The organism is Tardiphaga robiniae (genome assembly GCF_013359755.1).
Classification (GTDB): domain Bacteria; phylum Pseudomonadota; class Alphaproteobacteria; order Rhizobiales; family Xanthobacteraceae; genus Tardiphaga; species Tardiphaga robiniae.
Map to the genome: position 1 here is coordinate 65,338 of NZ_JABMCJ010000090.1, position 26,259 is coordinate 91,596.

Genomic DNA, 26,259 nt, shown 5'->3' on the forward strand with positions numbered 1-26,259 from the left:
AGCATGAAGAAGATCATGGCATTCGGCGCAGCGATGGCTCTCTCGCTCGGCTCCGCGCAAGCGGCGGACAAGGTCACCATCCAGCTCAAATGGGTCGCGCAGGCCCAATTCGCCGGCTACTTCGTGGCCAAGGAGAAGGGCTTCTACAAGGAGGCAGGACTTGACGTGACCATCAAGCCGGGCGGTCCCGACGTCGCCCCGCCGCAGGTGATCGCTGGCGGCGGTGCCGATGTGGTGGTGGACTGGATGCCCTCGGCGCTGGCTTCGCGCGAGAAGGGCGTGCCGCTGGTCAATATCTCGCAGACCTTCAAGAAGTCCGGACTCGAACTCACCTGCCGCGCCGAGACCGGCATCAAGAAGCCGACCGATCTGAAGGGCAAGGTTACCGGCGTCTGGTATGGCGGCAACGAATATCCGTTCCTCTCCTGGATGTCGAAGCTGGGCTACAAGACCGATGGCTCGCCGGCGGGTGTCAAGATCATCAAGCAGGGCTTCAATGTCGATCCGCTGCTGCAGAAGCAGGCCGATTGCGTGTCGACCATGGCCTATAACGAATATTGGCAGGTGATCGACGGCGGCTACAAGCCGAGCCAGCTCACCGTGTTCAAATATGAGGACGAGGGCGTCGCCACGCTAGAGGATGGTCTCTGGGTGCTCGACAAGAACCTCAAGGATCCCGCCTTCGTCGCCAAGATGGCGAAGTTCGTGAAGGCGTCGATGAAGGGCTGGGACTATGCCAAGGCTAATCCGGACGAAGCCGTGAAGATCATCCTGGCTGGCGACTCCACGGGCGCCAAGACTGCCAAAGACCAGAAGCGCATGATGACCGAGGTCAGCAAGTTGCTCGGCGATGCCAATGGCAAGCTCGACGTCAAGGACTATGATCGCACGGTTGCGACGCTGATGTCTGGCGGTTCGGATCCCGTGATTACCAAGAAGCCGGAAGGTGCCTACAGCTTCGCGGTCTATGAGGCGATGAAGTAATTGCGCATCATCGGCGTGCGAACAATGGCTGCGCGCCGATTGATTTGGCAAGGTGATCGCCAAAGGCTTCGCTGATCGGCGGCAGGGTGCGGCCGCTTTTCTTGATGATTGTGATGGCGCGTGAGAAGTCCGCGACGTCGATCTGCCGCGAGCGCAGGTCCGGCTCCGCGCCGATTTCGCGTGCGGAGCCTGGCAGGATGGTGATGCCCAGCCCCGCGCGCACCATGGCGATGGCCGTCATCATATAGGTCGCTTCGCAGGTCGGCTGCGCGATGTGTCCCGCGGTCAGGAAGGCGCTGTCGACGACCGCGCGGACGCTGGTCGCGGGATCCATCAGCACCAGCGGATATTTCATCAGATCGTCGATGGTGACCTTGCGGATGCCGCCGATAGGGTGCTTCGCCGGAAACACCACATGCATGCGGTCGCGCACTTCGAGCAGCACTTCCACGTCGTGGCCGGTGACGCTGCCGCCCATGATGCCGAGATCGACCTCTTCTGAGCGGACGAGGTCTAGGACGCGGTTGGCGATCACGTCCTTCAGGACGAAAGATGTGCCGGGCTGTAACTCGCGAAACGACTTGATGGCCTCGGGCAGGGCACCCGCGGCGACCGAGGGAAGCGCCGCGATCCGGACGATGCCGCGGCGCTTGGCCGCGATATCGCGAGTATCCACGACGACGGCATCGAGATCGCGGATCATGCGCTGAAACACCGGCAGCAGTTCGCGGCCGACCCGCGTCAGTTCGACGGAGCGGGTGTTGCGATCGAACAGTTTCACCTCGAGGGTTTCTTCGAGGCGCCTGATCTGAACCGTCAGCGTCGGCTGCGCCAGATGCAGCAACTCCGCGGCGCGGGTGAAGCTGCCGGCTTGGGCGACGACGACGAAAGACCGGATCTGCCGGAGATTCACATCCATAGAGAATTTCTATCAATGGGATAGAATTAATTCAATTGAATAGAGGGAAGCTTCTGGCTTCAATGCCCGAAAGCGACATGCGCGTGATCGCCTGCTCAGGCCCGTGACATGTCCGTCAAAAGAGATCGGGAGATAGACATGCAGCGGTCGCGGTTTTCGCGATGTGACTGCAGGCAAGTCTGATCCAGGGAGACTGCTCGTGCGTACCATCAGGATCGGATCCGGTGCCGGCTATTCGGGGGACCGGATCGAACCGGCGATCGAACTCGCCGAAAGCGGCAACCTCGACTATCTCGTCTTCGAGTGCCTTGCCGAACGCACCATCGCGCTGGCCCAGCAGGACCGCCTGAAAGATCCGCAAGGCGGTTTCGACCCGTTGCTTGCCGACCGCATGAAGGCGGTGCTGTCCATCTGCCGAAAGAACGGCGTCAAGATCATCACCAATATGGGCGCGGCGAATCCCGTCGCGGCGGCGCAGGCGACGCGTGACATCGCCAGGGCGCTCGGTCTGCCCGGTCTTAAGGTTGCGGCAGTAACGGGCGACGATGTGCTGGAACAGGCGCGCGCGTCCGATGTCGCGCTGGACGAAGGTGGCTCCGTGAAAGCGCTGGGCAACCGCGTGATCTCGGCCAATGCCTATACCGGCGCAGCGCCTATCGCCGAAGCGCTCGCCGGTGGCGCCGATGTCGTCATCACCGGCCGTGCGGCCGATCCGGCGCTGTTTCTCGGGCCGCTGGTGCATGAATTCGGCTGGGCGATGGATGACTGGGATCTGCTTGGCAAAGGCACCATGGTCGGCCATCTCCTGGAATGTGCTGGCCAGATCACCGGCGGCTATTTCGCCGATCCCGGCGTGAAGGATGTGCAGGGCCTCGCGCGGCTTGGTTTCCCGATCGGCGAGGTGCGCGAGGATGGCGGTCTCGTCGTCACCAAGGTCGCGGGCTCGGGCGGCCAGATCACGCGAGCGACGGTGATCGAACAACTGCTCTACGAAATTCATGATCCGACCCGCTATTACCAGCCGGATGTGGTTGCCGATTTCTCGCAGGTGCGTGTCGAGGAGGTTGGTCCGGACCGCATCCATGTCACCGGCGGGAGTGGCACGCCGAAGACTGGCCTGCTGAAGACGTCAGTCGGCTATCTCGACAGCTATATCGGCGAAGGCGAAATCTCCTATGCTGGTGCCAATGCCGTGGCGCGCGGGCGTCTGGCGCTTGAGATTGTGCGCGAACGCCTCACGCTCACCGGCGTGAAAATGACGGAGAGCCGGTTCGACCTGATCGGCGTCAATGCGCTGCATGGTGACGCCCTGGCCGAAGGCCGCGATCCCTATGAAGTCCGCATCCGCGTCGCGGGGCGCACAGACTCTCTCGCAGAGGCCGTGAAGATCGGCAATGAGGTCGAGACGCTTTACACCAACGGGCCTGCCGGTGGCGGCGGGGCCTGGAAATCGGCGCGCGAAATCGTCGGCGTCGCCTCGGCTTTGCTGCCCGAAACTGTCGTGACGTCATCAGTCACATTCATGGAGGCCTGACCATGAAACTCCGTGAGATCGCGCATTCACGCAGCGGCGACAAGGGCGATACGTCCAACATTTCCGTCATCGCTTTCGATGTCGGTGACTTCGGCTTTCTTGCCGAGCACGTGACGGCAGATCACGTCGCGCAGCATTTCGGCGACACCATCACCGGCACCGTCACGCGCTATGAATTGCCGGCGCTCGGCGCGCTAAACTTCGTGCTGACGGGCGCGCTCGGTGGCGGTGTTGTGCGATCGCTCGCGCTGGATACGCACGGGAAATCATTCAGCTCTGCGCTGCTTGAATTCGAGCTGCCGGCCAAAGGAGCGTCATCCGGCTCACCATGATCTTCGTCACAATAGGACGACGATACTTTCATACCAAACCAAAAACGGGAGGACTATTGATGAAGCGACGTACATTCCTGGCTGGCCTCGGTGCAACTGGCGTCAGCGCTGCAGTTTTTTCTCCGGCGATCGTTCGTGCCGCTGCGGATACTCCACTGAAGTTTGGTGTGCTGTCCGACATGACGGGTCTGTTCGCTGACAATGGCGGGCAGGGCTCGGTAGCGGCAGCGCAGCTCGCGATCGAGGAATGCGGCGGCAAGGTGCTCGGCAAGGCGATAGAGCTGATCCAGGCCGACCATCTCAACAAGCCCGATGTCGGCGGCAATATTGCGCGCCAGTGGTATGATCAGGAAGGCGTCGACGTCATTCTCGACGTGCCGGTGTCGTCTGTTTGCATCGCCGTGCAGACCTTCGCCAAGGACCGCAACAAGATGTTCATCACATCGGCCGGCGGCTCGGCGGATCTCAGCGGCAAGTTCTGCTCGCCGAACTTCATTCAGTGGACCTACAATACTTACGCGCTGGCCAATGTCGCCGGCAAGGCGATGCTTCAGCGCGGTGGCGACACATGGTTCTTCGTTGTTGCGGATTATGCCTTTGGTCAGGCGCTCGAGCGTGACGTAACGGAAGTTGCCGTCAAGGGCGGCGGCAAGGCGCTTGGCCGTGCGCCGCATCCGATCAACACGGCGGATTTCTCCTCGCAGCTTCTGACGGCCAAGTCGTCGGGCGCCAAGGTCATCGCCATCGCCAATGCCGGCAGTGACACGCAGAACGCCATCAAGCAGGCAGAAGAGTTCGGCTTGATGGGCGGTGATCAGAAGATGATTGCGCTCTTGATCGACGTGAATGACATCCGCAGCGTCGGATTGAAGAGCGCGCAAGGCCTGCTGGTGACGTCCGGCTTCTACTGGAACATGGACGACCGCACGCGTGCATTCTCCAAGCGCTATGCTGCCAAGATGGGCAAGCCGCCGAGCATGATGCAGGCCGGTGTCTATTCCTCGACGCTGAACTACATCAAGTCGGTGGAGGCCGCGAATACCAAGGATCCTGTCGCCGTGGTCAAGGATCTGCAGGGGCGTACCTTTGACGATGCCTTCCTGCGCAACGGCAAGCTGCGTCCAGACAATCTGATGGTCCACGACATGTATCTCGCCGAGGTCAAGAAGCCTTCCGAGGTCACCGATAGCTATGACGTGTTCAGAATCCTCGCCACGGTGAAGGGCGAAGACGCGTTCTCGCCGCTCTCGGCGAGTACATGCCCAATGGTGATGAGCAAGAAGTAAGAACAGACAACTCTATGAACCGAGCGTCGTGGGCAGGGAAATACCTTTACCCGCGATTCTTTCGAAGGGTGAGAGAGCCTTACCTATTCCTCAAAAGAATGCGGGGTGCAGCTGGCATCACCACAGCTCCACCCCGCGTCGCCGGTCAATTGGGGCAGGGGACGACCGGCTTCCGGGAAGACGCGCGAGGGTGAAAAGCGTTCCCGCGGGCGTCAAATTATTTAACACACGGTTAAGTGATCGCCGTTCTTGAACCTAGAGCCTTGACGCACGTTCCTATTGTGAGCGCCACGCAACGACGCGGTGCAGGGCAGGCGAGGCTCACATGTCAAAGGTATCCAGCTTGGTCTTGGGAATGGTCGCTGGAGCGACCATGTTCGGCGCCATCCAGTATGCTTCCGGCAATGATCTGCGGGGCACGCTGACCGATTCAGACAAGGCTGCGTCCACCGGCGTTAACCGGGCTGCCAAGGGCGACCGGGCATCACTAATTACCACACAGAACGAGCAGAGCCAGACTCTCTCGTTCCGCGTTCAGGGGCTGTCGGATACGTCCGTCCTTCTGCGGATGGGCGTCGCGCCCGTGGTGGCTCCAACCAAGAATGAAGCCGTCAATATCCGGCCCCTCCCCATGAATGCCAAACCGCAGCGTGCGGCGGTGGGCTGCGAACCGCCTGTGAGTGTGCTCAGCGAGATGGCAAAGATGCTGCAGCCGGGTCGCTGTGTGACCTGATCTTCACGCTGACAATTTAAATCAATCGTCGGCGACCTCATCGGGGTCGCCGGTCTCGTTCGTATCATCATCTGCCGCAGCGCTGCTGCGATTGGCCATATAGCCAAGTGCGACGCCGACCAGCGCTAGCAGCGGAATAACCTTCTTGAGGCCGAGCGTGCGCGCGATCTGAATGCCGGTCGCCACCAGCATCGGATCGATCAGCGGCGCATTCGCAGCAGCTCTGGCCGCTGCGCGCGCCGCGGCTGCTGCGCGTTCGCGGGCCTGCTTCTGCTTGGTCGCATAGATCTGTGCGAAGATCGCCGCGATGACCAAAAAGATGCCGGCGATGGTGAGGCAGGCCTCAATGACGCCGTAGCGCTGCATCACCGTGATGAAAGCCGCCGCACACAGGAAGCACAGTGCCACAAAGCCAGCAACACCAGCCAGCGCCATGAGTGAAGTCATGCGCAGGCTGTTGCCTGTGCTGTTCTTCAGATCGTCGATGATACTCTTCAGCATGGAAGCCCCCGAACCCGAACTCTAAAATACAAAGAAAACTGACGGCACCCTCGGGCACCGCCAGTCATCACATCTCAACTCTGCGCATGTGCTCAGCGGCGCCAGGCCATCCCGATCAGCACGCCTAAGCCGAGCGCCAGTCCGACGGCGGCCAGTGGCCGCTGGGTAATGCTGTCTTCCAGCGTTTCCTCCAGTGAATAGGCTGCGTCATGCGCAGCATCATAGGCCGCGCTGCCGCGCTCCCGCATGTCGGACATCATGTCTTCGGCGTCGGCACGGGCTTGCTTGACGCCGCGGCGGGCTTGTTTAGTAGCTTGGCCGGTAAAGGCATTAAGCGCGTCGGTGATCTGTTCGGTCAGGGCGGCAACATCGTTTTTCACGGCGGTGAGATCCTTCTGAAGGCGGCTATAGGTTGCTTTGTCGGTCAGTTTCTTGAGTTCATCCAGGCCATCGATATCCGCCATGCGAAGCTCCCCTGATACTGAAAATCCAATGCAGAAACGCCCGGTTAGACCGTAGGTTCCATCAGTAGAGCTGGATTAATCCGGCGGCAACTGCGGCGAATTGATCGGCATCAAATGCTCTTTCAGGATCAGCCCGACGATCAGGATCGGCGCCGCCAGGAAGCCGCCCATCGGGCCCCAGAGCCAGGTCCAGAACGCCAACCCGATGAACACCGCCAGCGCGTTGAGTTGCAATTTGCGTCCGATGATCGTGGGCGTGATGAAGTGGCCTTCCATGAAGGTGAGGCCGACGAACAGCAGCGGCGCGATCATGCCCGCTGCGATCGTCTCCGACGAAATGATACCTACCGCGACCAGGATGACGAACATGGCGACGGGGCCGATGATCGGGAAGAAGTTGAGCGTGGCTGCCAGCGCGCCGAGGCCGGCCGGGTTGGGCATGCCGGTGGCCGCGCAGATCACGCCGGTGGCAATGCCGACTCCGAAATTGATCATAGTGACCATCAACAGATATTCGCCAAGGCTGGTCTCTATCGCATTGAGAATGCGCAGCGTCCGCAGCCGCCATTCGTGATCGGCGAAGTTCATCACCAGCGCGCGGCGCAGGTCTTTCCAGCTTGCGATGAACAGCACCAGCGTGGCGAAGAACAGCAGGAATTCGGTGAAGGTTGGCGACAGGAATTCGACGGTTGGCTGCACCCAGTCGATCTTGGGCAATTCGAACTTTGTTGTCGCAAGCGTTTCGGCGCTGCTGAACATGCTCTGTATCTGGTGCCAGAGCGCCAGCGGTCGGTCGAAGACATGCAGCTTGTTCTTGAGCAGCGAACCTAGTTCGGGGAGCCGCGTCGTCCATTCCATCAGCGGGGACGAAATAAGCCCCACGATGAAGGCGAGCCCGGCGCAGACCAAGATAACGATCAGGACTGCCGAGACGGATCGCGGAATGCGGCGCTTTTCGAGAAAGCTCGCTGCGGGCGACAACATGGTGCCAATGATGAAGGCTGTCACGATTGGCAGGAAGAATGCCTTGGCGACATAGAGCACCGTAATCACGGTGATCACCAGCATCGATACCAGCGTGAAAGCAACCACTTCGGCACGACGGAACACCGGCGGCTGCTCGATCTTGCTCTCGGGCACCGGCGTGCCTGCAGGCTTTTCGGGGAGAGCGCGGACTTCACTCATGAGCTGTCCCGACATGCCGCCATTTGGTCGCGCAGACCGCGTTCGCGCGTCAGATCGCTGACATGCGATCGGGCTTTACAACACGAGCATACCGCAAAAGTTCCGTCGCGATTTCGTGATGGTTCCTTGGTTGACAAATCATTCGGTGAACGCCCGCGGGGAGGGAACCGTGAGGCTTCGGCGCAGTTGGTTGCGGTCATCACGACGATGACGCGTCGCCAAACGGGGCAGTCACATGTCACAGGCATCATTTGGAAACCGCAAGCTGTCGCTGCGTCTCACAAGCGCGCTCGTTGTTGCAGCCACTCTGATCGTTGCTCCGCCGTTCATCTCCAGCGCATCGGCGCAGGTGATGAACTATGCACCGGCTGCGCAAAGCGCGTTTCCACCGGACGACGACGTGATGGCTGCACCGCGGGTGCGGGAAAATATGGATGCCGCTCTCCCCGAGCGCCTGCGCCGCGCTGAAGTCGGCTATATGACCCGCGAAGCGCCGGGCACAGTGATCATCGATACCGGCAATACCCAGCTTTATTATGTGCTCGGCAACAACCGCGCGATTCGCTACGGCGTCGGTGTTGGCCGCGAAGGATTCACCTGGTCCGGAACGCAGACTGTCACGCGCAAGGCGGAATGGCCGGATTGGCATCCGCCGCAGGAAATGATTGCGCGCCAGCCCTATCTGCCGCGCTTCATGGCTGGCGGCCCCGGCAACCCGCTCGGTGCCCGCGCGATGTATCTCGGCTCCAGCGCTTATCGCATCCATGGCACCAATGATCCGTCAACCATCGGCAAGTTCGTGTCGTCGGGTTGTATCCGCCTGACCAATGAAGATGTGCAGGACCTTTTCAGTCGCGTCAGCGTTGGGACCAGGGTTGTGGTGCTGCCGAAGTCCGTTGCCCCACACTATGAGGCGCGCACGGCTCCGGCGCCGCGCAGCGTCACATCGATCTCGGTTCGCCCTGCCGGCGTGCAGCAGGCTCCGGGCCGTCAGGCGATGAACCTTTCCGCGTCGTCGCTCTACTGAGAGTCGATCATTCTGCTTGATGCCGCGTTGGAGGCCCCATGACCCGATTTCCAGGACAACGGATGGCCCTCGGCGCGGTGGCGGCGATTGTCATACTCGGTGCCGCCCCAGCGCAGGCGCAGGATTTCTTCTCGGCATTGTTCGGCGGGATAGCGCGTGGTCGTGGCCCGGATATCTCGCTGCCTTTCGTCAATGAAGGTCCGCCGGTGCAGGAGCTGCGCCCTCGTGCAGCAAGCGGCGGGCGTCAGGCTTTTTGTGTGCGCACGTGCGATGGACGTTACTTCCCCATATCAGCCACCGACAGTCAGAGCCGTGCGGCGTCGTGCAATAATTTCTGTCCGGCGAGCGATACCAAGGTTGTTTACGGCAGCAGTATCGACACGGCTGCGACCGAGAGCGGCAAGTCCTATTCCGAGCTGCCGAATGCATTCAAGTACCGCACCGAACTGGTGGCCGGTTGCACCTGTAACGGTAAGGACCAGATCGGTCTGGCGCCGGTGAAGCTCGAGAACGATCCGACCTTGCGCAAGGGCGACATCGTCGCCGGTGCCGACGGATTGATGGTCACGGGTCGCGGCGCTGACAAACGCGGTGCATCGCTGAACATGTCGCCGGTGTCGCCGTCGGTGCAGGCGAAGTATGAGCGCATGCCGGTCGTGGCGCGGGAATAATCCGCGCCACGTGATCGATTGCGCTTAAGCCGCGCGGATCTTCCCGAGGAAGTCCGTTACCTGAGTACCGAGCTGGCGTGTCTGCGTCGCCAGGGTCTCTGATGCCACCTTCACATCCTGAGCGGCTGCACCGGCTGCGTCGGCGTCGGCACTGACTCCGCTGATATTGTCCGACACGTTGCGGGTGCCATCGGCCGCCTGCTGGGTGCTGCGGGTGATTTCCTGCGTCGCCGCGCCCTGTTCTTCGACTGCAGCCGCAATCGCGGTGGCGACTTCATTCACTTCGCCGATAATGCCGCCGATCGACTTGATGGCTTCGATGGCCTCATTGGCGACCTTCTGGATATCCGCGATCTGTTCGGAAATATCCTCGGTCGCCTTGGCGGTCTGGCTGGCCAGCGACTTCACTTCCGACGCGACGATCGCAAAGCCACGTCCGGCCTCGCCGGCGCGTGCCGCTTCGATGGTGGCATTGAGTGCCAGCAGGTTGGTCTGCGAGGCGATGTCGTTGATCAGCCCGACCACTTCGCCAATCCGGTTCGCAGTCTGGGCGAGGCCCTGAACGGTATTGTCGGTCTGCTGTGCCTGGCTGACGGCGCGGCTGGCGATGCCGGCTGCATGCGATGCCTGGCGGCTGATGTCGTTGATCGAGGCACTCAGCTCCTCCGCCGCAGCGGCAACGTTCTGCACATTCGCTGAGGCTTCGCCGGAGGCGCGCGCAGCATCTTGCACGCGGGCATTGGTCTGGCTGGACACAGTGGCCATGCCGTCAGATGTCGTATTCATTTGGTCAGAGGCGCTGCCAAGGGCGCCCAGCGTGTCGCGCATCTGGATCTCGAACATGCCGATATACTGCTCGACGGCCTGCTGGCGCTGGCTCGCATTGGCATTGCGATGGCGTTCCTGCGCCTCGATCTCGGCTTTTTCCATCGCCTGCTTTTTGAAGGTCTCCAGCGCACCGGCCAGCCCGCCGATTTCATCCTGGCGATCGGCATAGCCGGCATCGACGGTGAGATCGCCGCCCGCCACTTTCAGCATCGCGTCGCGGATGGTGAGCAGCGGCGTGGTGACACGGCGCGTGATAGTGACTATGGCGCCAACGACGAGCATGATGGCGGCCCCCAGTAGCACCAGTTGCAGTATCAATGAGCGTTGCGCAGCAGACCACTGCACAAGGCTGTGGTTCTTGGCCTCGTCCAGCGCGCGTTCGGCTACGACCACGGCTGTGCTCATCTTGTCGACGGTGAGCGGTGTCCAGGCCGTCGCCGGCATTTCGGGCTTCTCGCCGGTTGCGACAGCCTGAATCAGGCGGTCGCGCAGTGCCAAGTATTGAGGATCGAAATAGGATGCTTTCGCTGCGGCAAGGGCCGTGATGAGACCTTGCGGCAGTTCAGTTCCCGACGATGCGATGTCCAGCGCATTCCATCCAGTTTCGATGCCGCCCGTCAGCTTCACATAGCTTCGCTGCAGCTCCGGCGAGATCTTGTTGACCGCGAGCGCGTTCGATACGATGACCGAGGCGTCGCCCGATGTGTTGCGCATCAGCCAGGCCATCTGCTTGATCGACAGTAACTGATCGATCACCGGATCGTTGTGGGTTACGGCGGCCGTGAGGGCGGAGGAGACTTTTTCGAGCATGGCCAGAACGGAATCGACATTGTCCTGGAATTCCTTGGCAAGGCCAGCGCGGCGCGAGGCCTTTGGCTTGCTCATCTGGTCCCAGGATTCGGTCTGCAACGCGATCAATGCCTGCATCAGCCGGTTGAATTCGGGCACCAGCGTCGCCTTGCCGGGGAAGTCGGCGGTGACCAGCAATTCTCCTGCTGTTTTCATTGCCGGCATTTCGGCGCCGCGGATACGGCGCAGATAGGCCTCAGTATCGGGCTGAATCACGGTATCGGCGTTCAACGTGCGGAACGTCGTGGACCGGTCAGTGCGCAGATTGTGCATTGCCTTGAACACATGGCCGGATGCCTCGGCGATCGTCGACATGCGCCCCGCGACGTTGAGGCGCCCATATGATTCCCATGCGCTGAGAACCAGGAATATGACGACACAGACCGCCATGATGGCGATCACGGACTTGAGCAATGCGGAAACGGTCAATCGATGAAGCACAATGAATCCCCCAAAAAATATTTCGGTATTTAAGGCTGCAATTGGTAAATATTCACGCTCATGCCCGTCTTGATAAATACGTTTCTTATAAAGCTACTTTAGGTGGAAAATTGTCGTGTCCGGCGACGCTTCAACGAAAAAAGCCCCGACGATGCCGGGGCTTTTGATACTTGTCAGCGCTCAATGACGTGACTGATGAGGCCCTGCCTAGGCAGCCCGGATCTTGCCGAGGAAGTCCGTTACTTGAGTGCCGAGCTGGCGCGTCTGCGTGGCCAGCGTTTCCGAGGCTACCTTCACATCCTGCGCGGCGGCGCCAGCTGCATCCGCATCGGCGCTGACGCCGGCGATGTTGTCCGACACATTGCGGGTGCCATCGGCGGCCTGCTGCGTGCTCCGGGTGATCTCCTGTGTCGCGGCTCCCTGCTCCTCGACGGCCGCGGCGATGGCAGTTGCTACTTCATTGACTTCGCCGATGATGCCGCCGATCGACTTGATTGCCTCGATGGCCTCATTGGCGACCTTCTGGATATCTGCGATCTGCTCGGAAATATCGTCGGTTGCCTTGGCGGTCTGGCTGGCCAGTGACTTCACTTCCGACGCGACGACCGCAAAGCCGCGTCCGGCCTCGCCAGCGCGCGCGGCTTCGATAGTGGCGTTGAGCGCTAGCAGGTTGGTCTGCGAGGCGATATCGTTGATCAATCCGACCACCTCGCCGATCCGGTTGGCGGTCTTGGCGAGGCCTTGGACGGTGCCGTCGGTTTCCTGCGCCTGATTGACGGCGCGACTGGCGATTCCCGCGGCGTGCGCGGCCTGCCGGCTGATATCGTTGATCGACGAGCTCAGCTGTTCGGCGGCCGAGGCGACATTCTGCACGTTCAGGGAAGCTTCGCCCGAAGCTTTTGCTGCGACCTGCACGCGGGCATTGGTCTGGCTGGATACGACCGCCATGCCATTCGATGTGGTGTTCATCTGATCGGACGCGTTGCCGAGTGCGTTGAGCGCATCGCGCATCTGGACCTCGAAGGTCCCGATGTGCTGTTCGATGGCCTGCTGCCGCTGGGTCGCGTCGGCGTTGCGATTGCGCTCCTGCTGTTCGATCTGTGCTTTCTCCTTGGCCTGTTGCTTGAAGGTCTCCAGAGCGCCGGCGAGCGCGCCGATTTCGTCCTTCCGTTCGGAATAGCCGGCATCGACGACGAGATCGCCTGCGGCGACTTTCAGCATCGCATCGCGGATGGTGTGCAGCGGGGTGATGACACGGCGGGTGACGGCAACCATGCTGCCGAATGCTATGCCGAGCGCGGCTGCGAGCAACGCCAGTTGCAGGATCAACGCGTGCTGCGCGGCAGTCCACTGCGTCAAGGTGTGGCTTTTTGCTTCATTCAGCGCTCGTTCGGCGACTGTAACCGCACTGGCCATGCGATCAACGGTGATTGGAGTCCATTCGCTCGCGGTGATTTCGGGCTTTTCGCCGCTCACGAGTGCATTCATGACACGGTCACGAAGAGCCATATATTGCGGGTCGAAATAAGCCACCTTCGCAGCAGCCATGGTTGCAGCCAGGTTGGGCGGCAGCTGCATTCCAGACGCGGACAATTCCAGCGCATTCCAGGCAGCGTCGATGCCGCCAACAAACTTGGTGTAGGCGAGCTTATTCTCAGGTGTAGCGCGCCCGACAGCAAGGCCGTTCGCGACGAGGAGGGATCCTTCGCCGGCGGTGTTGCGCAACAGCCAGGCCGCCTGTTTGATCGACAGTAATTGATCGATCATGGGATCGTTGTGGTTCACCGCGGCGGCGAGTTGGGCCGACACCTTTTCCAGTGTTTCAAGCAGAGCTTGCGTGGTCTCCATATACTCCTTGCCGAGGGCTGCACGGCGCGACGCCTTCGGCTTGCTCATCGCGTCCCAGGATTCGGTTTGCAGAGCGGTCAGCTTGTCGACCAGCTGGACCAGCGTCGGGTGCAGCGTCTTTTGATCGGCGAATTCGATGGTGGCAATGAGGTCAGCCGCTGCTCGCATCGCCGGCATCTCGGAATCGCGAATGGAGCGGAGATATTTTTCTCCGTCCGGCTGAATGACTGTCTCGTTGTTCAGGTTCCGGTTCGTCGATGCACGGTCGGTGCGCAGATTATGCATCGCCTTGAAGGCATTCGCGGAGGCGTCCGCAATTACCGAGATGCGGCTGGCTGAACGTAGCCGCCCGTAGGAGTCCCAGGCTGTCGTTGCCAGAACGGCGACCACACAGAGCGCCATGACCACGATGACAGATTGAAGCAATGCGGAAACGGTCAATCGATTGAACATCATGAATCCCCCAAATATTTGATTTAGTAAGGCTTCAAATGGTAAATATTTCCGATTGCACACGTATCGTGAAGTAGGCTTGAATACGGCTACTTTAGGTGGTTGGTGCGTAAGGGTTCTTGCGGCACGGTGAAGGACGATGCCCGGCGATTGATCGGTTCTGCTTCTCCGCGCGGGTTGGGCACTCCGCTGGCGGCGCGGATTCTACGTGACCGTCGGTGACCTGAGAGCCAGCTTGCGTGCCTAGTTTGGCGAGGTTCTTTTGTTCCGGTCCGGGAACCCAATGCTCTCGCCCACGTTGGATCACTGTTGAGCAGCTGTGGCGATGGCCGGGGCTGCTATTCATTTTCATTGAGTCTGGGGGGATACGCACATGCTCGTCGGCGTCTTGATCACTTTTCTCGTCGTCATTCTCATTCTGTACTTGATCAATCTGTTGCCGATCGACGGCCGCGCGAAGCAGATTTGCCGCGTCGTCGTGATCATTCTCGGTGTGATCTCGTTGCTGAAATACATCGCGGTTTTCTAGCGAGATGAACTAACAAAAAAGCCCCGGCGGTTTGCCGGGGCTTTTTTGCTTGCAGCCGATGCGATCGACACTCTCTCATTCGTCATGGCCGGGCTTGTCCCGGCCATGACGACAGAGAGTGTATCAAGCCAGCGCCTTCGCCTCGCGGCGGCGCGCGGTGAGGATGTACTCAGTGTAGCCGTTCGGCTGTGCGCGTCCCTCGAATATCAGGTCGCAGGCGGCCTTGAAGGCGACGCCGTCGAACGAGGGCGCCATGTTCTGATACAGCGCGTCGCCCTTGTTCTGCTCGTCCACCACCACAGCCATGCGCTTCAGCGATTCCATCACCTGATCCCTGGTAATGACGCCCTGATGCAGCCAGTTGGCAAGGTGCTGGGCAGAGATGCGCAGCGTGGCCCGATCTTCCATCAGGCCGACGCCATGAATGTCCGGCACCTTGGAGCAGCCAACGCCCTGGTCGATCCAGCGTACGACATAGCCGAGGATACCCTGGCAGTTGTTGTCGATCTCCTGCTTCACATCATCCGGCGCCCAGTTCGACTGCGACACCGGAATGGTGAGGATGTCGGTGAGCTTGCCGCGCGGCCCGCCCTTGGCGAGATCCTTCTGCCGCGTGGCGACATCGATCTGATGATAGTGCAACGCGTGCAGCGTCGCGGCGGTGGGCGAGGGCACCCATGCGGTGGTGGCGCCCGCCTGCGGATGGCCGAGCTTCTGCGTGAGCATGTCCGCCATCTTGTCGGGCGCGGCCCACATGCCCTTGCCGATCTGGGCATGGCCCGGCAGGCCATCGATCAGGCCGACATCCACGTTCCACTCTTCATAAGCCTTGATCCACGGCGTCGCCTTCATGTCGTTCTTGCGGATCATCGGACCCGCTTCCATCGACGTGTGGATCTCGTCGCCGGTGCGGTCGAGGAAGCCTGTGTTGATGAACATGATGCGCTTGGATGCATTCTGGATACAGGCCTTGAGGTTCACCGTGGTGCGGCGTTCCTCATCCATGATGCCGACCTTCATGGTGTTCTCGGGCAGCGACAGCAGTTTCTCAACGTACGCAAAGATTTCGCAGGTCAGTGCCACTTCATCGGGGCCGTGCATCTTCGGCTTGACGATATAGATCGAGCCGGTGCGGCTGTTGCGGATCGGGCCCTTGCTCTTGAGGTCGTGGATTGCGATCAGGCCGGCAACGGCGGCATCGAGCAGGCCTTCCGGAATTTCCTCGCCGGCGCTGTCGAGCACCGCATCCGTAAACATGTGATGGCCGACATTGCGCATCAGCATCAGGCTGCGGCCATGCAGGGTCAGGTTCTTGCCGTCGATCGTCTTGTAGACACGGTCTTCATTGAGCGCGCGCTTCAGCGTCTTGCCGCCCTTTTCGAAATCGGCTGAGAGCGTGCCGTTCATCAGGCCGAGCGTGTTGCGATAGACCAGCACCTTGTCGTCGGCGTCGACGGTGGCGACGCTGTCTTCCATGTCGAGAATGGTCGAGACGGCCGACTCCATGATCATGTCGGCAACACCAGCGGAGTCGTCCTTGCCAATGGTGTTGGTTCGATCGATCTTCACTTCGATATGCAGGCCGTTATTGACCAGCAGGATCGAGGTCGGGGTGGCGAGCTCGCCGAGATAGCCAGCGAGCTGGGATTCGTTCTTCAGCGCGGTGAGGTTGCCGCTCTTGAGCTTGGCCGAGAGCTGGCCCGCAATGATGCTGTAGGCCGTGACATCGGTGTGGCTGCCGGTGGCGAGCGGCGCGGCCTGATCGAGGAAGGCTTTTGCCTTGGCGATGACTTTGTCGCCGCGTGCCTTGTTGTAGCCTTTGCCACCTTCAGACGGATCGTGCGGGATCGCATCGGTGCCGTAGAAGGCATCGTAGAGACTGCCCCAGCGCGCATTTGCGGCATTCAGCGCGTAGCGCGCATTGGTGAGCGGCACCACGAGCTGCGGGCCGCAGATCTGGCCGATCTCGATATCGACATTGGCAGTCTCGACCTGCTTGGTCGCGGGCTCCGGGAGGAGGTAGCCGATTTCCTTGAGGAACGCCGTATAGGCGTTCATGTCGAAGGCGCCCTTGTTGGCCAGATGCCAGGCATCGATCTTGGCCTGCAGCGTATCGCGCACCTTGAGCAGTTCGCGGTTCTTCGGGCCGAGGTCCTTGATGAGAGCGGCGACGCCGGCCCAGAACGCATCCGGCTGGATGCCGGTCCCGGGGGCGGCTTCCTTGGCGATGAAGTCGAACAGGACGGGGGCGATCTGCAGTCCGTGGGCGTCGATGCGTTTCATGGTGTCTTTCTCGCGAGAAGCGGCAATTCTGCTCTAATTTCAGGGAGTATAAGCATAAACGGCGCCAAACCGCGGCGCCCATGGGACCTTTTAACGCCAAACGCTACCCGGTGAGAAGTCCCCTAAAGGGATCAGTGGCCGGGCGGCCGGGCCGCGGCCTGCGCGTGATCCGGCGAGATCCGCTCCAGCGCCACCTTGATCACGATGGTGAGCAGTGCCACGGCCGTCAGCACCGTTGCCGCTGCGAAGGCGCCGGCGACATTGTAGTCCTGATACAGAAGTTCGATCTGCAACGGCAGCGTCGTGGTCTGGCCGCGGATGTTGCCGGAGACGACGGAGACGGCGCCAAATTCACCCATCACGCGGGCATTGCACAGGATCGCGCCATAGAGCACGGCCCAACGTACGTTGGGCAGCGTCACGCGCAGGAAGGTCGCAAAGCCGGAGGCGCCGAGCGTCACTGCTGCTTCCTCTTCATCGGTGCCTTGCACCTGCATGAGCGGGATCAACTCACGCGCCACGAACGGCGCGGTCACGAACATACTGGCGAGCACGATCGCCGGCAGTGCGAACATCACCTTGATGCCCATGGCTTCGATCAGGGGGCCGAACAGGCCCTGCGAGCCATAGACGAAGATATAGGCGACGCCGGCGACGATCGGCGAGATAGAATAGGGCAGTTCGATCAGCGAAATGAGGAGCGTGCGGCCTGGGAAGACGAACTTGGTCACCGTCCACGCCGCAGCTAGGCCGAACACGATGTTGATCGGCACAGCGATCAGCGCGGTGGTCACTGTCAACAGAATGGCATGCTGCGTGCCGGGCTCGGTGAGGCTGTTGAAGAACGTGCCGATGCCTTGCGACAGCGCTGAACTGAAGATCAACGCCAGCGGTGCGATCAGGAACAGCAATGTGAGGATCGCGACGATGCCAAGTACCACGCGGCGCGTTACCGGGCCGGCACCGACGGGCGTCACCATCCATTCGGTATGGGCGCGTTCTGATGTCGGGCTCGGCATCACACGTCTCCCCGGCCGAGATAACGCAGGTTCCAGGCCTGTACCGCGTTGGTGACAATCAGCATGGCGAAAGCCATCGCCAGCATTACCACGGCAATCGCGGCGGCAGCCTGGTAGTTGTATTCCTCGAGCCGAATATAGGTCAGCAGGGCAACGATCTCGGTCTTCATCGGCTGGTTGCCGGCGATGAAAATCACCGCGCCGAATTCGCCGAGGCTGCGTGCGAAGGACAGCGAGCAGCCGGCGAGGAACGCCGGAAAGATCGCCGGGAAGATTACGCGCCAGAGAATCTGCAGATCATTGGCGCCGAGCGAGCGGCCGGCTTCCTCGACATCGGAGCCGAGATCCTCGATCACCGGCTGCACTGTGCGCACCACAAAGGGAATGCTGGTAAAGGCCATCGCGATGGCGATGCCGAGCGGTGCGTAGGCGACCTGGATGCCAAGTGCATCGAGCGGTGCGCCGAACCAGCCTTTCTTGGAAAACAGCGCCGTCAGCGCGAGGCCGGCCACGGCGGTCGGCAGCGCGAAGGGCACGTCGACCAGCGCGTCGAGAATGCGCTTGCCGGGAAATTGATAGCGCGCCAGCACCCAGGCGAGCAGCAGGCCGTAGATGGCGTTGAATGCGGTGGCCGCCAGCGCCATCGTCACCGTGACGCGGATGGCCGACAGTGTGCGCGGTGACGACAGGATGTCCCACAATTGCGCAGGCCCGACGTCCGAGGCTTTCAGGATCAGCGCGCAGAGCGGCAACAGCACGATCGCTCCGAGATAGAGGAGCGTAATGCCGAGCGAGAGCCCGAAACCTGGAATGACGCTACGTCGCAAGGGAAGGTCCGTGTGTGAAGCCGTTGGGGCTTCTCTTAGACGATTTGCGCGGAAAGGGAATGCGGCGAGGTCGTCTAATGCAGGCGCCCGTCCTCTCCCATGTCATGGCCGGGCAAAGCGCGAAGCGCCGCTTCGCTAGATGTTCCCGGCCATCAACGTCTTTAGTCCATTTGCAGCCAAGACGTGGATGCCCGGGTCAAGCCCGGGCATGACGGAATTTGTGGTTCACTTCCCGCCGAACAGCGTGTCCAGCTTCGCGCCGGGATTGAGGTGTTCGGCATTCAGCTTGTCCCAACCGCCGAATTCGTCCTCGACGCGGTACAGCTTCACTTCCGGGAATTTGTCTTTGTATTTTGCCATCACGGTCTTGTCGGTGACGCGGTTATAGCCCTTGGCTTCGATGTCCTGGCCTTCCGGCGAATACAGGAATTCGAGATAGGCGGTCGCCAGTGCCTTCGTGCCGTGCTTGTCGGCATATTTGTCGACGACGGTCACCGGGAATTCGGCGAGCACGCTGGTCGGTGGTACCACCACTTCATACTTGTCCTTGCCCGCAAGGTCGCGGATCGACGAGGTCTCGGCCTCGAAGGTGATCAGCACATCGCCGGTGCCGCGCTCGACGAAGGTCGTGGTGGCGGCGCGGCCGCCGGTGTCGAACACCGGGACATTGGCGAACAGCTTCTTGATGAAGTCGTCAGCCTTGTCGGCACCATACTTGTTCTTCGCGAAGGCATAGGCGGCCAGATAGGTGTAGCGCGCATTGCCTGAGGTCTTCGGATTCGGGAAAATCACCTGCACGCCCGGCTTCACCAGATCGTCCCAATCCTTGATCCCCTTTGGATTTCCGGCGCGCACGAGGAAGGCCGGCAGCGAGTAATAAGGCGAGGAATTATTCGGCAGCCGCTTGGCCCAATCGGCCGGAATGAGCTTGCCGCGATCATACAGTACCTGCACGTCGGTGACCTGGTTGAAGGTCACCACATCGGCCTCGAGGCCTTCGAGGATCGAGCGCGCCTGGCGCGACGAGCCGTTATGCGACTGGTTGATGGTAACGTCCTGGCCGGTTTTGGCCTTCCACTGCTTGGCGAAAGCAACGTTGATCTCGGCATAGAGCTCACGCGAGATGTCGTAGGAGACATTGAGCAGCGTGTTCGGCGTCTGCGCCTGGGCGGGTGCAGTCGCGAGAATGCCGAATCCGGCGGCGAGAGCGATAATGAAGCGGTTCACGTGTAGTCCCCTGTGAGTGAGAGCGATCGGATCGCCGGGAGCGGCGGCTGCGGCGTTTTGCCCGGCAAACGGTCCGGAATTTGCTGCGCAACGGGGGCGGGCACGGGTGCGATTTCGCGCAACTCCTGCATCGGCCGACCGTTATTGAGAAGAAGCATCTACGACGCTTGGTGTTTGAGGACAAAAATTCTATAGTTAGAACGCCTCGAAGAAGATAAAATCTTCTCTTTGCGCCTCGTTATCGAGAGATATATAGAATATAATTCCAGTCAACCCCCGAATTTCGGGGCAGCGGAGTATGTATGCGGTTTCTGCCTGTCTTCCTCGATTTGCAGACCGGGCCGATCATTCTTGTCGGCCAGGGCGAACTCGTGCGCGCCAAGCTGAGGCTGCTGCTGGCGGCCGGTGCGCGGATTCGCTGGTACGCAACGGACGGCAATCGTGACACGTCCGGGCTCGATACCGATGGCGTGGCGCGCATTGAACATGTCGAGGGCGATCCGGTGACCGCCGATTTTTCGGGGATCACCGCGGTGCTCTGCGCCGGCGCCGGTGAACTCGGCCATGCGGTGGCTGCGCGCGCCAAAGCGAGCGGCGTGCCCGTCAATGTGATGGATGAGCTCGCGCACTCCACTTTCATCTTTCCGGCCATCGTCGATCGCGGCGATGTGGTCGTCGCCGTCGGAACCGGCGGTGCGTCGCCGGTGGTGGCGCGGCGTGTGCGCGAAAAGATCGAGGCGATGCTGCCTGCGCGGATCGGCGATCTCGCCGGCTTCATCGGGCGCTGGCGCAAACCGATCAACGACAAGATCGCGGAGGCTCCGTTACGTCGCAGGTTCTGGGAGCGCATCGTCGATGGTCCGATCGGCGCGCTGGTGCTGGCGGGGCGCGGTACCGAGGCCGAGAAGGCGCTGACGGAAATTGCCGATCTCTCGATCTATGCGGGTGCAGCGCAGGCCGGCGTTGTCGAAGGTCACGTCACGCTGGTGGGAGCTGGGCCGGGCGATCCGGATCTCCTGACCATCAAGGCGTTGCGCGCGCTGCAGGATGCCGACGTTGTATTTTACGACGAACTGGTGTCCCCCGAAGTGCTCGACCGCATCCGCCGGGATGCATCGCGCATTCCCGTGGGGCGCCGGGTCGGCAAGCCCGGTATCGGTCAGGATGCGATCCACAAATTGCTGATCGAAGCCGCGAAAGCTGGGCAACGCGCCGTGCGCTTGAAGGGCGGCGATCCCTTCATCTTCGGGCGCGGTGGCGAGGAGATCGAAGCGCTGCGCGAAGCGGGTGTTGCTTACTCCGTTATTCCCGGCATCACCGCAGGCCTTGGCGCTGCGGCTATGTTCGAGGCGCCGCTGACCTATCGCCGCGAAGCGCTGCGCATCACCTTCCTGACGGCTCACAAGGAAAAGGACGCCGACAAGGTCGACTGGTCGACGCTCACCGACGAGAAGATGACCGTTGTTGTTTATATGGGTATGACCGCTGCCCCCACGATCCGCGCTGGATTGCTCGCTGCCGGGCGCTCGCCACAAACGCCGGTTGGCGTGTTTGCGCGCGTGACGCGTCCGGACGCGCAAGCGGCGGTGGGTGTGCTCGACGATCTCCCGGCGCTGGTCGACCAGATTGATGGCGGTCCGGCGGTTCTCATCATTGGCGATGTCGTGGCGCATTCCGCGCCGTGGCGGGCCGCTCAGATCAACAAGCTCGTTTCAGATTTATTGGTGGCTGCCGAATGACCTCTCCGCTGCAACAGAAAATCAAGATCACCGGCCCGTCGGTGGTGACTGCCAACCGTACCTGGGACGGCGTGGTGATTTATCGCGATGCCCATAAAGGCTGGACCACCGACCTCGCAGAGGCTGCCATCGTGCGCACTGCCGATGATGCGCGTGCGCTGCTTGCTGAATCCACAGCCGATGACGTTGGCGCCATCGGTCCCTATATCGCGCCGGTCGCCGTGAACGACAACGGCACCGTCGAGCCCGGCAATCTCCGTGAACAGATTCGCCGCAAGGGCGTCACCATCGACCTTCCGGCTTCGGCTTAAGGCACCTGAATTATGTATGCTTATGATGAAATCGACCGCACGCTGATCAACGAGCGTGTTTCGGAATTCCGCGATCAGGTGAAGCGCCGCCTCGCAGGTGAACTCACCGAAGATGAGTTCAAGATGCTGCGGTTGATGAACGGCGTCTATCTTCAGCTTCACGCCTATATGTTCCGTGTCGCCATTCCCTATGGCACGCTGTCATCGCCGCAACTGCGCAAGATGGCGCATGTGGCGCGACGCTATGACCGCGGCTATGGCCACTTCACCACACGGCAGAACATCCAGTTCAATTGGATCAAGCTCGCCGATCTGCCGGATGCGCTGGAAGATCTTGCTTCGGTCGGCATCCACGCGATGCAGACCTCGGGCAATTGCACACGCAATGTCACCACCGATCAATGGGCAGGTGTCGCGCCGGGCGAGGTCGAGGATCCGCGCATCTGGGCGGAATTGCTGCGGCAGTATTCGACCATGCATCCGGAATTCTCGTTCCTGCCACGCAAGTTCAAGATTGCGATCACTGCGTCGGCCCATGATCGCGCGGCGATCAAGGTGCATGACATCGGTCTGCGAATTCACAAGAACGAGGCCGGCGAAACTGGCTTCGAAGTGCTGGTCGGCGGTGGCCTCGGTCGCACGCCATTCATCGGCAAGGTGATCAAGCCGTTCGTGCACGGCCGCGACATTCTGAGCTACGTCGAGTCCATCCTGCGCGTCTACAACCAGTATGGCCGCCGCGACAATATCTACAAGGCGCGCATCAAGATTCTGGTTCATGAGCTGGGCATCGAGAAATTCGCCGCCGAAGTTGAGGATGAGTGGCTGGCGACGCGCGAGAGTTCGCTGACGCTGGACAACGAGGTTGTCGAGGATATCCGCTCGCGCTTCAGCTATCCGCACTATCAGAAGCTCTCCGACACGCCGGACGAGTTGGCGGCCGCGTCGGCTGATCCGCATTTTGCGCGCTGGCTCAAGAACTCGGTCGCGCCGCATCAGCGGACCGGCTACGCCATCGTGACATTGTCGTTGAAGCCGGTGGGTGGCCCGCCCGGCGATGCCACGGCCGACCAGATGGATGCGGTTGCCGATCTTGCCGACAAATACTCGTTCGGCGAAATCCGCGTGGGCCATGAGCAAAATCTAGCGCTGCCGAGCGTGGCCAGGCGTGATCTGCCCGCACTGTGGCGGCAGCTGGACAAGCTCGGCCTCGCCACGCCGAACGTCAATCTGGTCACCGACATCATCGCATGCCCTGGCCTGGACTACTGCTCGCTGGCTAATACGCGTTCGATCCCGATCGCGCAGGAACTAACGCGGCGTTTCGCCAATAACGATCTCGCGGAGCTGATCGGTCGGCTGCATATCAACATCTCCGGCTGCATCAATGCCTGCGGCCATCACCATGTCGGCCATATCGGTATTCTCGGCGTCGAGAAGAACGGCGAGGAATTCTTCCAGATCACAATCGGTGGCCGTGCCGACGAGCATGCCGTGGTCGGCACCCTGATCGGACCGGCGGTGCCTTTTGCCGAGGTAGCCGACGTCATCGAGGATATCGTCGAAGCCTATTTGGCACTGCGTGCCCGGCCGGACGAATTGTTTGTCCAGACTGTCGAACGCCTCGGCGTCGAGCCGTTCAAGGAGCGCGTTTATGCCACTCGTTAAGCAAGGCAAGATCGTTGCCGACGGCTATATTCACGTGGCCGACGATGCGGAGATTCCGGTCGACGGAGCGGCGTTGATTCCGGCTGCGCGTTTTCTCGCCGATCCGGAGGCGCTGCTGAAGCGCAGCAGCCCGACCGGTGTGATCTGGCCGAATAACCGCGATCCGGAAGAGCTAGTGCCTTATCTCGACAGGCTCGCGGTAGTCGCGCTGGTCTTCCCGTCGTTCCGCGACGGCCGAGCCTACAGCCAGGCGCGCCTGCTGCGTGAACGCTACAAATACAAGGGCGAATTAAGGGCAACCGGCCAAGTGTTACGCGATCAGTTCGTCATCCTGCTGCGCGCCGGTTTCGATTCATTTGAAGTGAAGAAGGATGCCGATGCGGAAGCGTTCGCGGCTACGGTGAAACGCTACACTGTGTTCTATCAGCCGACCGGCGATGGTCGCATCACGGCGCTGCATCAGCGCATGCAGTTGCGTCATGCGGAGAACGCGCGCTAATTCGCCGCATGTCGACGGCTTTCGCAGCGTTGGTTGATGACAAATGACCAGCGCGCGATACGGTCTCCATACGAAGGCATATTCATAGCACATTGCTGCCGTCATGCCGCCAACATTGGAATCTGGTTTCGTTGACTTAGCGGTGCTTCTTCAAGATTTTGCCCCCACCTCATGACGATCGTGTCGTGAGGTTGGATGGAGATCAAAATGGTCCGTCGTATTCTTCCCGTCATTGCGGGTCTCTTAATTGCAACATCGGCGCACGCGGCAGACATTTCGCTGCTCAACGTGTCGTATGACCCGACGCGCGAGCTGTATGTCGATTTCAACAAATCGTTCGCTGCTGCGTATCAGAAGGAAACCGGCAAGAGCGTCGAGATCAAGCAGTCGCATGGCGGCTCGGGGGCGCAGGCGCGCTCTGTGATCGATGGTCTGCAAGCCGATGTGGTCACCCTCGCGCTCGCCTACGACATCGACGCAATCGCCAATAAGGGCCTGCTGGCGAAGGACTGGCAGAAGCGCCTGGCGCAGAATTCATCACCCTATACGTCGACCATCGTTTTCCTGGTGCGCAAGGGTAACCCCAAGGCCATCAAGGACTGGGACGATCTGATCAAGAGCGGCGTCAGCGTCATCACGCCAAATCCGAAGACTTCTGGCGGCGCGCGCTGGAACTATCTCGGCGCCTGGGGCTATGCTCTGAAGAAATATGGATCGCAGGACAAGGCAAAGGAATTCGTCGGTAACATCTTCAAGAACGTTCCGGTTCTCGATACCGGCGCGCGTGGCTCGACCATCACCTTCGTCCAGCGCGGCGTCGGCGATGTCTTGCTGGCCTGGGAAAACGAGGCGTATCTGGCAATCCAGGAATTCGGCAAGGACAAGTTCGAGATCGTCGCGCCGTCGCTTTCAATTCTCGCCGAGCCGCCGGTCGCCGTCGTTGATACCGTCACTGATAAAAAGGGTACTAAAGCCGCTGCCGAGGCCTATCTGAAATACTGGTACACCAAGGAAGGTCAGGAGATCGCCGCGCGCAATTTCTATCGTCCGCGTGATGCCGATACTGCCAAAAAGTACGAGGCTTCCTTCGCCAAGGTTGATCTGTTTACGATCGACGACGTGTTCGGAGGTTGGACCAAGGCGCAGAGCGAGCACTTTACCGACGGCGGCGTGTTCGACAAGATCTACAAGAACTGATCGTTCGCAGCGAAACATCCGGACCGGTATGCCGGTCTGGGGCTTTTACCAAAGCAAGGGGACATTGTGAGCGCGGCACCTAAACGAAGTTCGTTGCCGGGGTTCGGCCTGAGCATGGGCCTGACCCTGACATGGCTGTCGCTTTTGATTTTGATCCCGCTGGCGGGGTTGTTCGTCAAGACAGCGGATCTCAGCCTCTCGCAATTCCTCGATACCGTCACCAGCAACCGCACATTACACGCGCTCAGGATTTCGTTCGGATTGGCCTTCGCGGCTGCGCTGGTCAATCTGGTCGCTGGCCTGATTATCGTCTGGGCCCTGGTGCGGTACCGGTTTCCCGGTCGCCGGCTGTTTGATGCCATTGTCGATATCCCGTTCGCCCTGCCCACTGCAGTGGCAGGCATCGCGCTGACGACATTGTTCGCGCAGAACGGATGGCTCGGCGCGCCGCTGGCGTCACTCGGCATCAAAGTGGCGTTTACGCCGCTCGGAATTTTCCTGGCGATGGTCTTCATTGGCATTCCGTTCGTGGTGCGGACGGTGCAGCCGGTGCTGATCGATCTCGATGTCGAGATCGAAGAGGCCGCGGCCTGTCTCGGTGCCTCTCGCTGGCAGACCATCACCCGCGTCATCATTCCCAGCCTCACGCCGGCCATTCTCACCGGCTTCGCGCTGGCCTTCGCCCGCGCCGTTGGCGAATATGGCTCCGTGATCTTCATCGCCGGCAACCTTCCAAATGTGTCGGAGATTGCGCCGCTCTTGATCGTCATCCGGCTGTCGGAATTCCGCTACGCCGATGCGACAGCGATCGCGGTGGTCATGCTGGTCTTCTCATTCCTGATCATCTTCGTGCTCAATCGGCTGCAGCGCTGGGCGCAGACACGCGCGCTGGCCGTGAGTTGACC

General features: G+C 60.8%; 24 protein-coding genes. 14 read left to right on the forward strand and 10 right to left on the reverse strand.

Going from position 1 to position 26,259, the window contains the following annotated elements; all coding sequences use genetic code 11:
* Positions 1 to 3: 3 nt before the first annotated feature.
* On the forward strand, positions 4 to 984 hold the full coding sequence (locus tag HP556_RS20115; RefSeq protein WP_175368293.1) for an ABC transporter substrate-binding protein: 981 nt from the start codon (positions 4 to 6) through the stop codon (positions 982 to 984).
* Positions 985 to 991: 7 nt separating this feature from the next.
* Here the strand turns inward: HP556_RS20115 and HP556_RS20120 are convergent, their stop codons facing one another.
* The gene (locus HP556_RS20120; protein WP_175368294.1) at positions 992 to 1,903 is read right to left on the reverse strand and encodes a LysR family transcriptional regulator; all 912 of its coding nucleotides are present in this window, start codon (positions 1,901 to 1,903) and stop codon (positions 992 to 994) included.
* Positions 1,904 to 2,102: 199 nt separating this feature from the next.
* On the opposite strand from HP556_RS20120, the gene HP556_RS20125 reads away from it, so the two are divergent.
* The 4 genes from HP556_RS20125 to HP556_RS20140 all read left to right on the forward strand — a co-directional run bounded on the left by HP556_RS20125 (position 2,103) and on the right by HP556_RS20140 (position 5,788).
* Positions 2,103 to 3,437 (forward strand): acyclic terpene utilization AtuA family protein, encoded by a 1,335-nt coding sequence (locus HP556_RS20125; protein WP_175368295.1) that lies wholly within the window; start codon positions 2,103 to 2,105, stop codon positions 3,435 to 3,437.
* A gap of 2 nt (positions 3,438 to 3,439) precedes the next feature.
* The gene (locus HP556_RS20130; RefSeq protein WP_175368296.1) at positions 3,440 to 3,769 is read left to right on the forward strand and encodes an AtuA-related protein; all 330 of its coding nucleotides are present in this window, start codon (positions 3,440 to 3,442) and stop codon (positions 3,767 to 3,769) included.
* Between the two features lie 59 nt (positions 3,770 to 3,828).
* Entirely contained in the window at positions 3,829 to 5,055 is a 1,227-nt protein-coding gene (locus tag HP556_RS20135; protein WP_175368297.1) for an ABC transporter substrate-binding protein, read from the forward strand.
* Positions 5,056 to 5,428: 373 nt separating this feature from the next.
* The gene (locus HP556_RS20140; protein WP_175368298.1) at positions 5,429 to 5,788 is read left to right on the forward strand and encodes a hypothetical protein; all 360 of its coding nucleotides are present in this window, start codon (positions 5,429 to 5,431) and stop codon (positions 5,786 to 5,788) included.
* 21 nt (positions 5,789 to 5,809) lie between these two features.
* On the opposite strand, the gene HP556_RS20145 is transcribed toward HP556_RS20140, so the two are convergent.
* From HP556_RS20145 to HP556_RS20155, 3 genes are all read right to left on the reverse strand, one after another.
* Positions 5,810 to 6,289, reverse strand: coding sequence for a hypothetical protein (locus tag HP556_RS20145; protein ID WP_175368299.1), 480 nt, complete (start codon positions 6,287 to 6,289; stop codon positions 5,810 to 5,812).
* A 92-nt stretch (positions 6,290 to 6,381) separates the two neighbouring features.
* Entirely contained in the window at positions 6,382 to 6,753 is a 372-nt protein-coding gene (locus tag HP556_RS20150) for an ElaB/YgaM/YqjD family protein (RefSeq protein WP_175368300.1), read from the reverse strand.
* A gap of 75 nt (positions 6,754 to 6,828) precedes the next feature.
* Positions 6,829 to 7,938 carry an AI-2E family transporter gene (locus HP556_RS20155; protein WP_120291925.1) on the reverse strand — a complete coding sequence of 370 codons (1,110 nt, stop codon included), beginning with the start codon at positions 7,936 to 7,938 and terminating at the stop codon, positions 6,829 to 6,831.
* A 235-nt stretch (positions 7,939 to 8,173) separates the two neighbouring features.
* Between HP556_RS20155 and HP556_RS20160 the strand changes: the two genes are divergently transcribed.
* Positions 8,174 to 8,965, forward strand: coding sequence for a L,D-transpeptidase (locus HP556_RS20160; RefSeq protein ID WP_175368301.1), 792 nt, complete (start codon positions 8,174 to 8,176; stop codon positions 8,963 to 8,965).
* 38 nt (positions 8,966 to 9,003) lie between these two features.
* On the forward strand, positions 9,004 to 9,636 hold the full coding sequence (locus HP556_RS20165; protein ID WP_175368302.1) for a DUF2865 domain-containing protein: 633 nt from the start codon (positions 9,004 to 9,006) through the stop codon (positions 9,634 to 9,636).
* Between the two features lie 24 nt (positions 9,637 to 9,660).
* Here the strand turns inward: HP556_RS20165 and HP556_RS20170 are convergent, their stop codons facing one another.
* On the reverse strand, positions 9,661 to 11,754 hold the full coding sequence (locus HP556_RS20170; protein ID WP_175368303.1) for a methyl-accepting chemotaxis protein: 2,094 nt from the start codon (positions 11,752 to 11,754) through the stop codon (positions 9,661 to 9,663).
* A 207-nt stretch (positions 11,755 to 11,961) separates the two neighbouring features.
* Positions 11,962 to 14,055: a methyl-accepting chemotaxis protein gene (locus HP556_RS20175; RefSeq protein ID WP_175368304.1), complete on the reverse strand. Its 2,094-nt coding sequence runs from the start codon at positions 14,053 to 14,055 to the stop codon at positions 11,962 to 11,964.
* Positions 14,056 to 14,428: 373 nt separating this feature from the next.
* Here HP556_RS20175 and HP556_RS20180 point away from each other — a divergent pair, with 373 nt between their 5' ends.
* Positions 14,429 to 14,584 carry a Thivi_2564 family membrane protein gene (locus HP556_RS20180; protein ID WP_086937086.1) on the forward strand — a complete coding sequence of 52 codons (156 nt, stop codon included), beginning with the start codon at positions 14,429 to 14,431 and terminating at the stop codon, positions 14,582 to 14,584.
* Positions 14,585 to 14,707: 123 nt separating this feature from the next.
* On the opposite strand, the gene HP556_RS20185 is transcribed toward HP556_RS20180, so the two are convergent.
* The 4 genes from HP556_RS20185 to cysP form a co-directional block, all read right to left on the reverse strand.
* On the reverse strand, positions 14,708 to 16,867 hold the full coding sequence (locus HP556_RS20185; RefSeq protein ID WP_175368305.1) for a malate synthase G: 2,160 nt from the start codon (positions 16,865 to 16,867) through the stop codon (positions 14,708 to 14,710).
* Positions 16,868 to 16,998: 131 nt separating this feature from the next.
* Positions 16,999 to 17,886: a sulfate ABC transporter permease subunit CysW gene (gene cysW, locus HP556_RS20190; RefSeq protein ID WP_175368306.1), complete on the reverse strand. Its 888-nt coding sequence runs from the start codon at positions 17,884 to 17,886 to the stop codon at positions 16,999 to 17,001.
* Entirely contained in the window at positions 17,886 to 18,713 is an 828-nt protein-coding gene (cysT, locus tag HP556_RS20195) for a sulfate ABC transporter permease subunit CysT (protein ID WP_120291743.1), read from the reverse strand. The genes cysW and cysT (HP556_RS20195) overlap by 1 nt, the downstream gene beginning before the upstream one ends.
* A 225-nt stretch (positions 18,714 to 18,938) precedes the next feature.
* Positions 18,939 to 19,940, reverse strand: coding sequence for a thiosulfate ABC transporter substrate-binding protein CysP (gene cysP / locus HP556_RS20200; RefSeq protein WP_175368307.1), 1,002 nt, complete (start codon positions 19,938 to 19,940; stop codon positions 18,939 to 18,941).
* Positions 19,941 to 20,242: 302 nt separating this feature from the next.
* Between cysP and cysG the strand changes: the two genes are divergently transcribed.
* The 6 genes from cysG (at position 20,243) to cysT (HP556_RS20230) (ending at position 26,257) form a co-directional block, all read left to right on the forward strand.
* Positions 20,243 to 21,679: a siroheme synthase CysG gene (cysG, locus tag HP556_RS20205; RefSeq protein WP_175368308.1), complete on the forward strand. Its 1,437-nt coding sequence runs from the start codon at positions 20,243 to 20,245 to the stop codon at positions 21,677 to 21,679.
* The gene (locus HP556_RS20210; protein ID WP_089265421.1) at positions 21,676 to 21,990 is read left to right on the forward strand and encodes a DUF2849 domain-containing protein; all 315 of its coding nucleotides are present in this window, start codon (positions 21,676 to 21,678) and stop codon (positions 21,988 to 21,990) included. The genes cysG and HP556_RS20210 overlap by 4 nt, the downstream gene beginning before the upstream one ends.
* A 12-nt stretch (positions 21,991 to 22,002) precedes the next feature.
* On the forward strand, positions 22,003 to 23,658 hold the full coding sequence (locus tag HP556_RS20215; protein WP_175368309.1) for a nitrite/sulfite reductase: 1,656 nt from the start codon (positions 22,003 to 22,005) through the stop codon (positions 23,656 to 23,658).
* Complete coding sequence (locus HP556_RS20220; protein WP_175368310.1) at positions 23,645 to 24,157, forward strand: DUF934 domain-containing protein; 513 nt, start codon at positions 23,645 to 23,647, stop codon at positions 24,155 to 24,157. The genes HP556_RS20215 and HP556_RS20220 overlap by 14 nt, the downstream gene beginning before the upstream one ends.
* Positions 24,158 to 24,364: 207 nt before the next feature.
* A complete protein-coding gene (locus tag HP556_RS20225; RefSeq protein ID WP_093757326.1) occupies positions 24,365 to 25,354 on the forward strand; it encodes a sulfate ABC transporter substrate-binding protein in 990 nt (329 codons plus the stop codon).
* Between the two features lie 66 nt (positions 25,355 to 25,420).
* The gene (gene cysT, locus HP556_RS20230; RefSeq protein ID WP_420878685.1) at positions 25,421 to 26,257 is read left to right on the forward strand and encodes a sulfate ABC transporter permease subunit CysT; all 837 of its coding nucleotides are present in this window, start codon (positions 25,421 to 25,423) and stop codon (positions 26,255 to 26,257) included.
* The last annotated feature ends 2 nt before the right edge of the window (positions 26,258 to 26,259 follow it).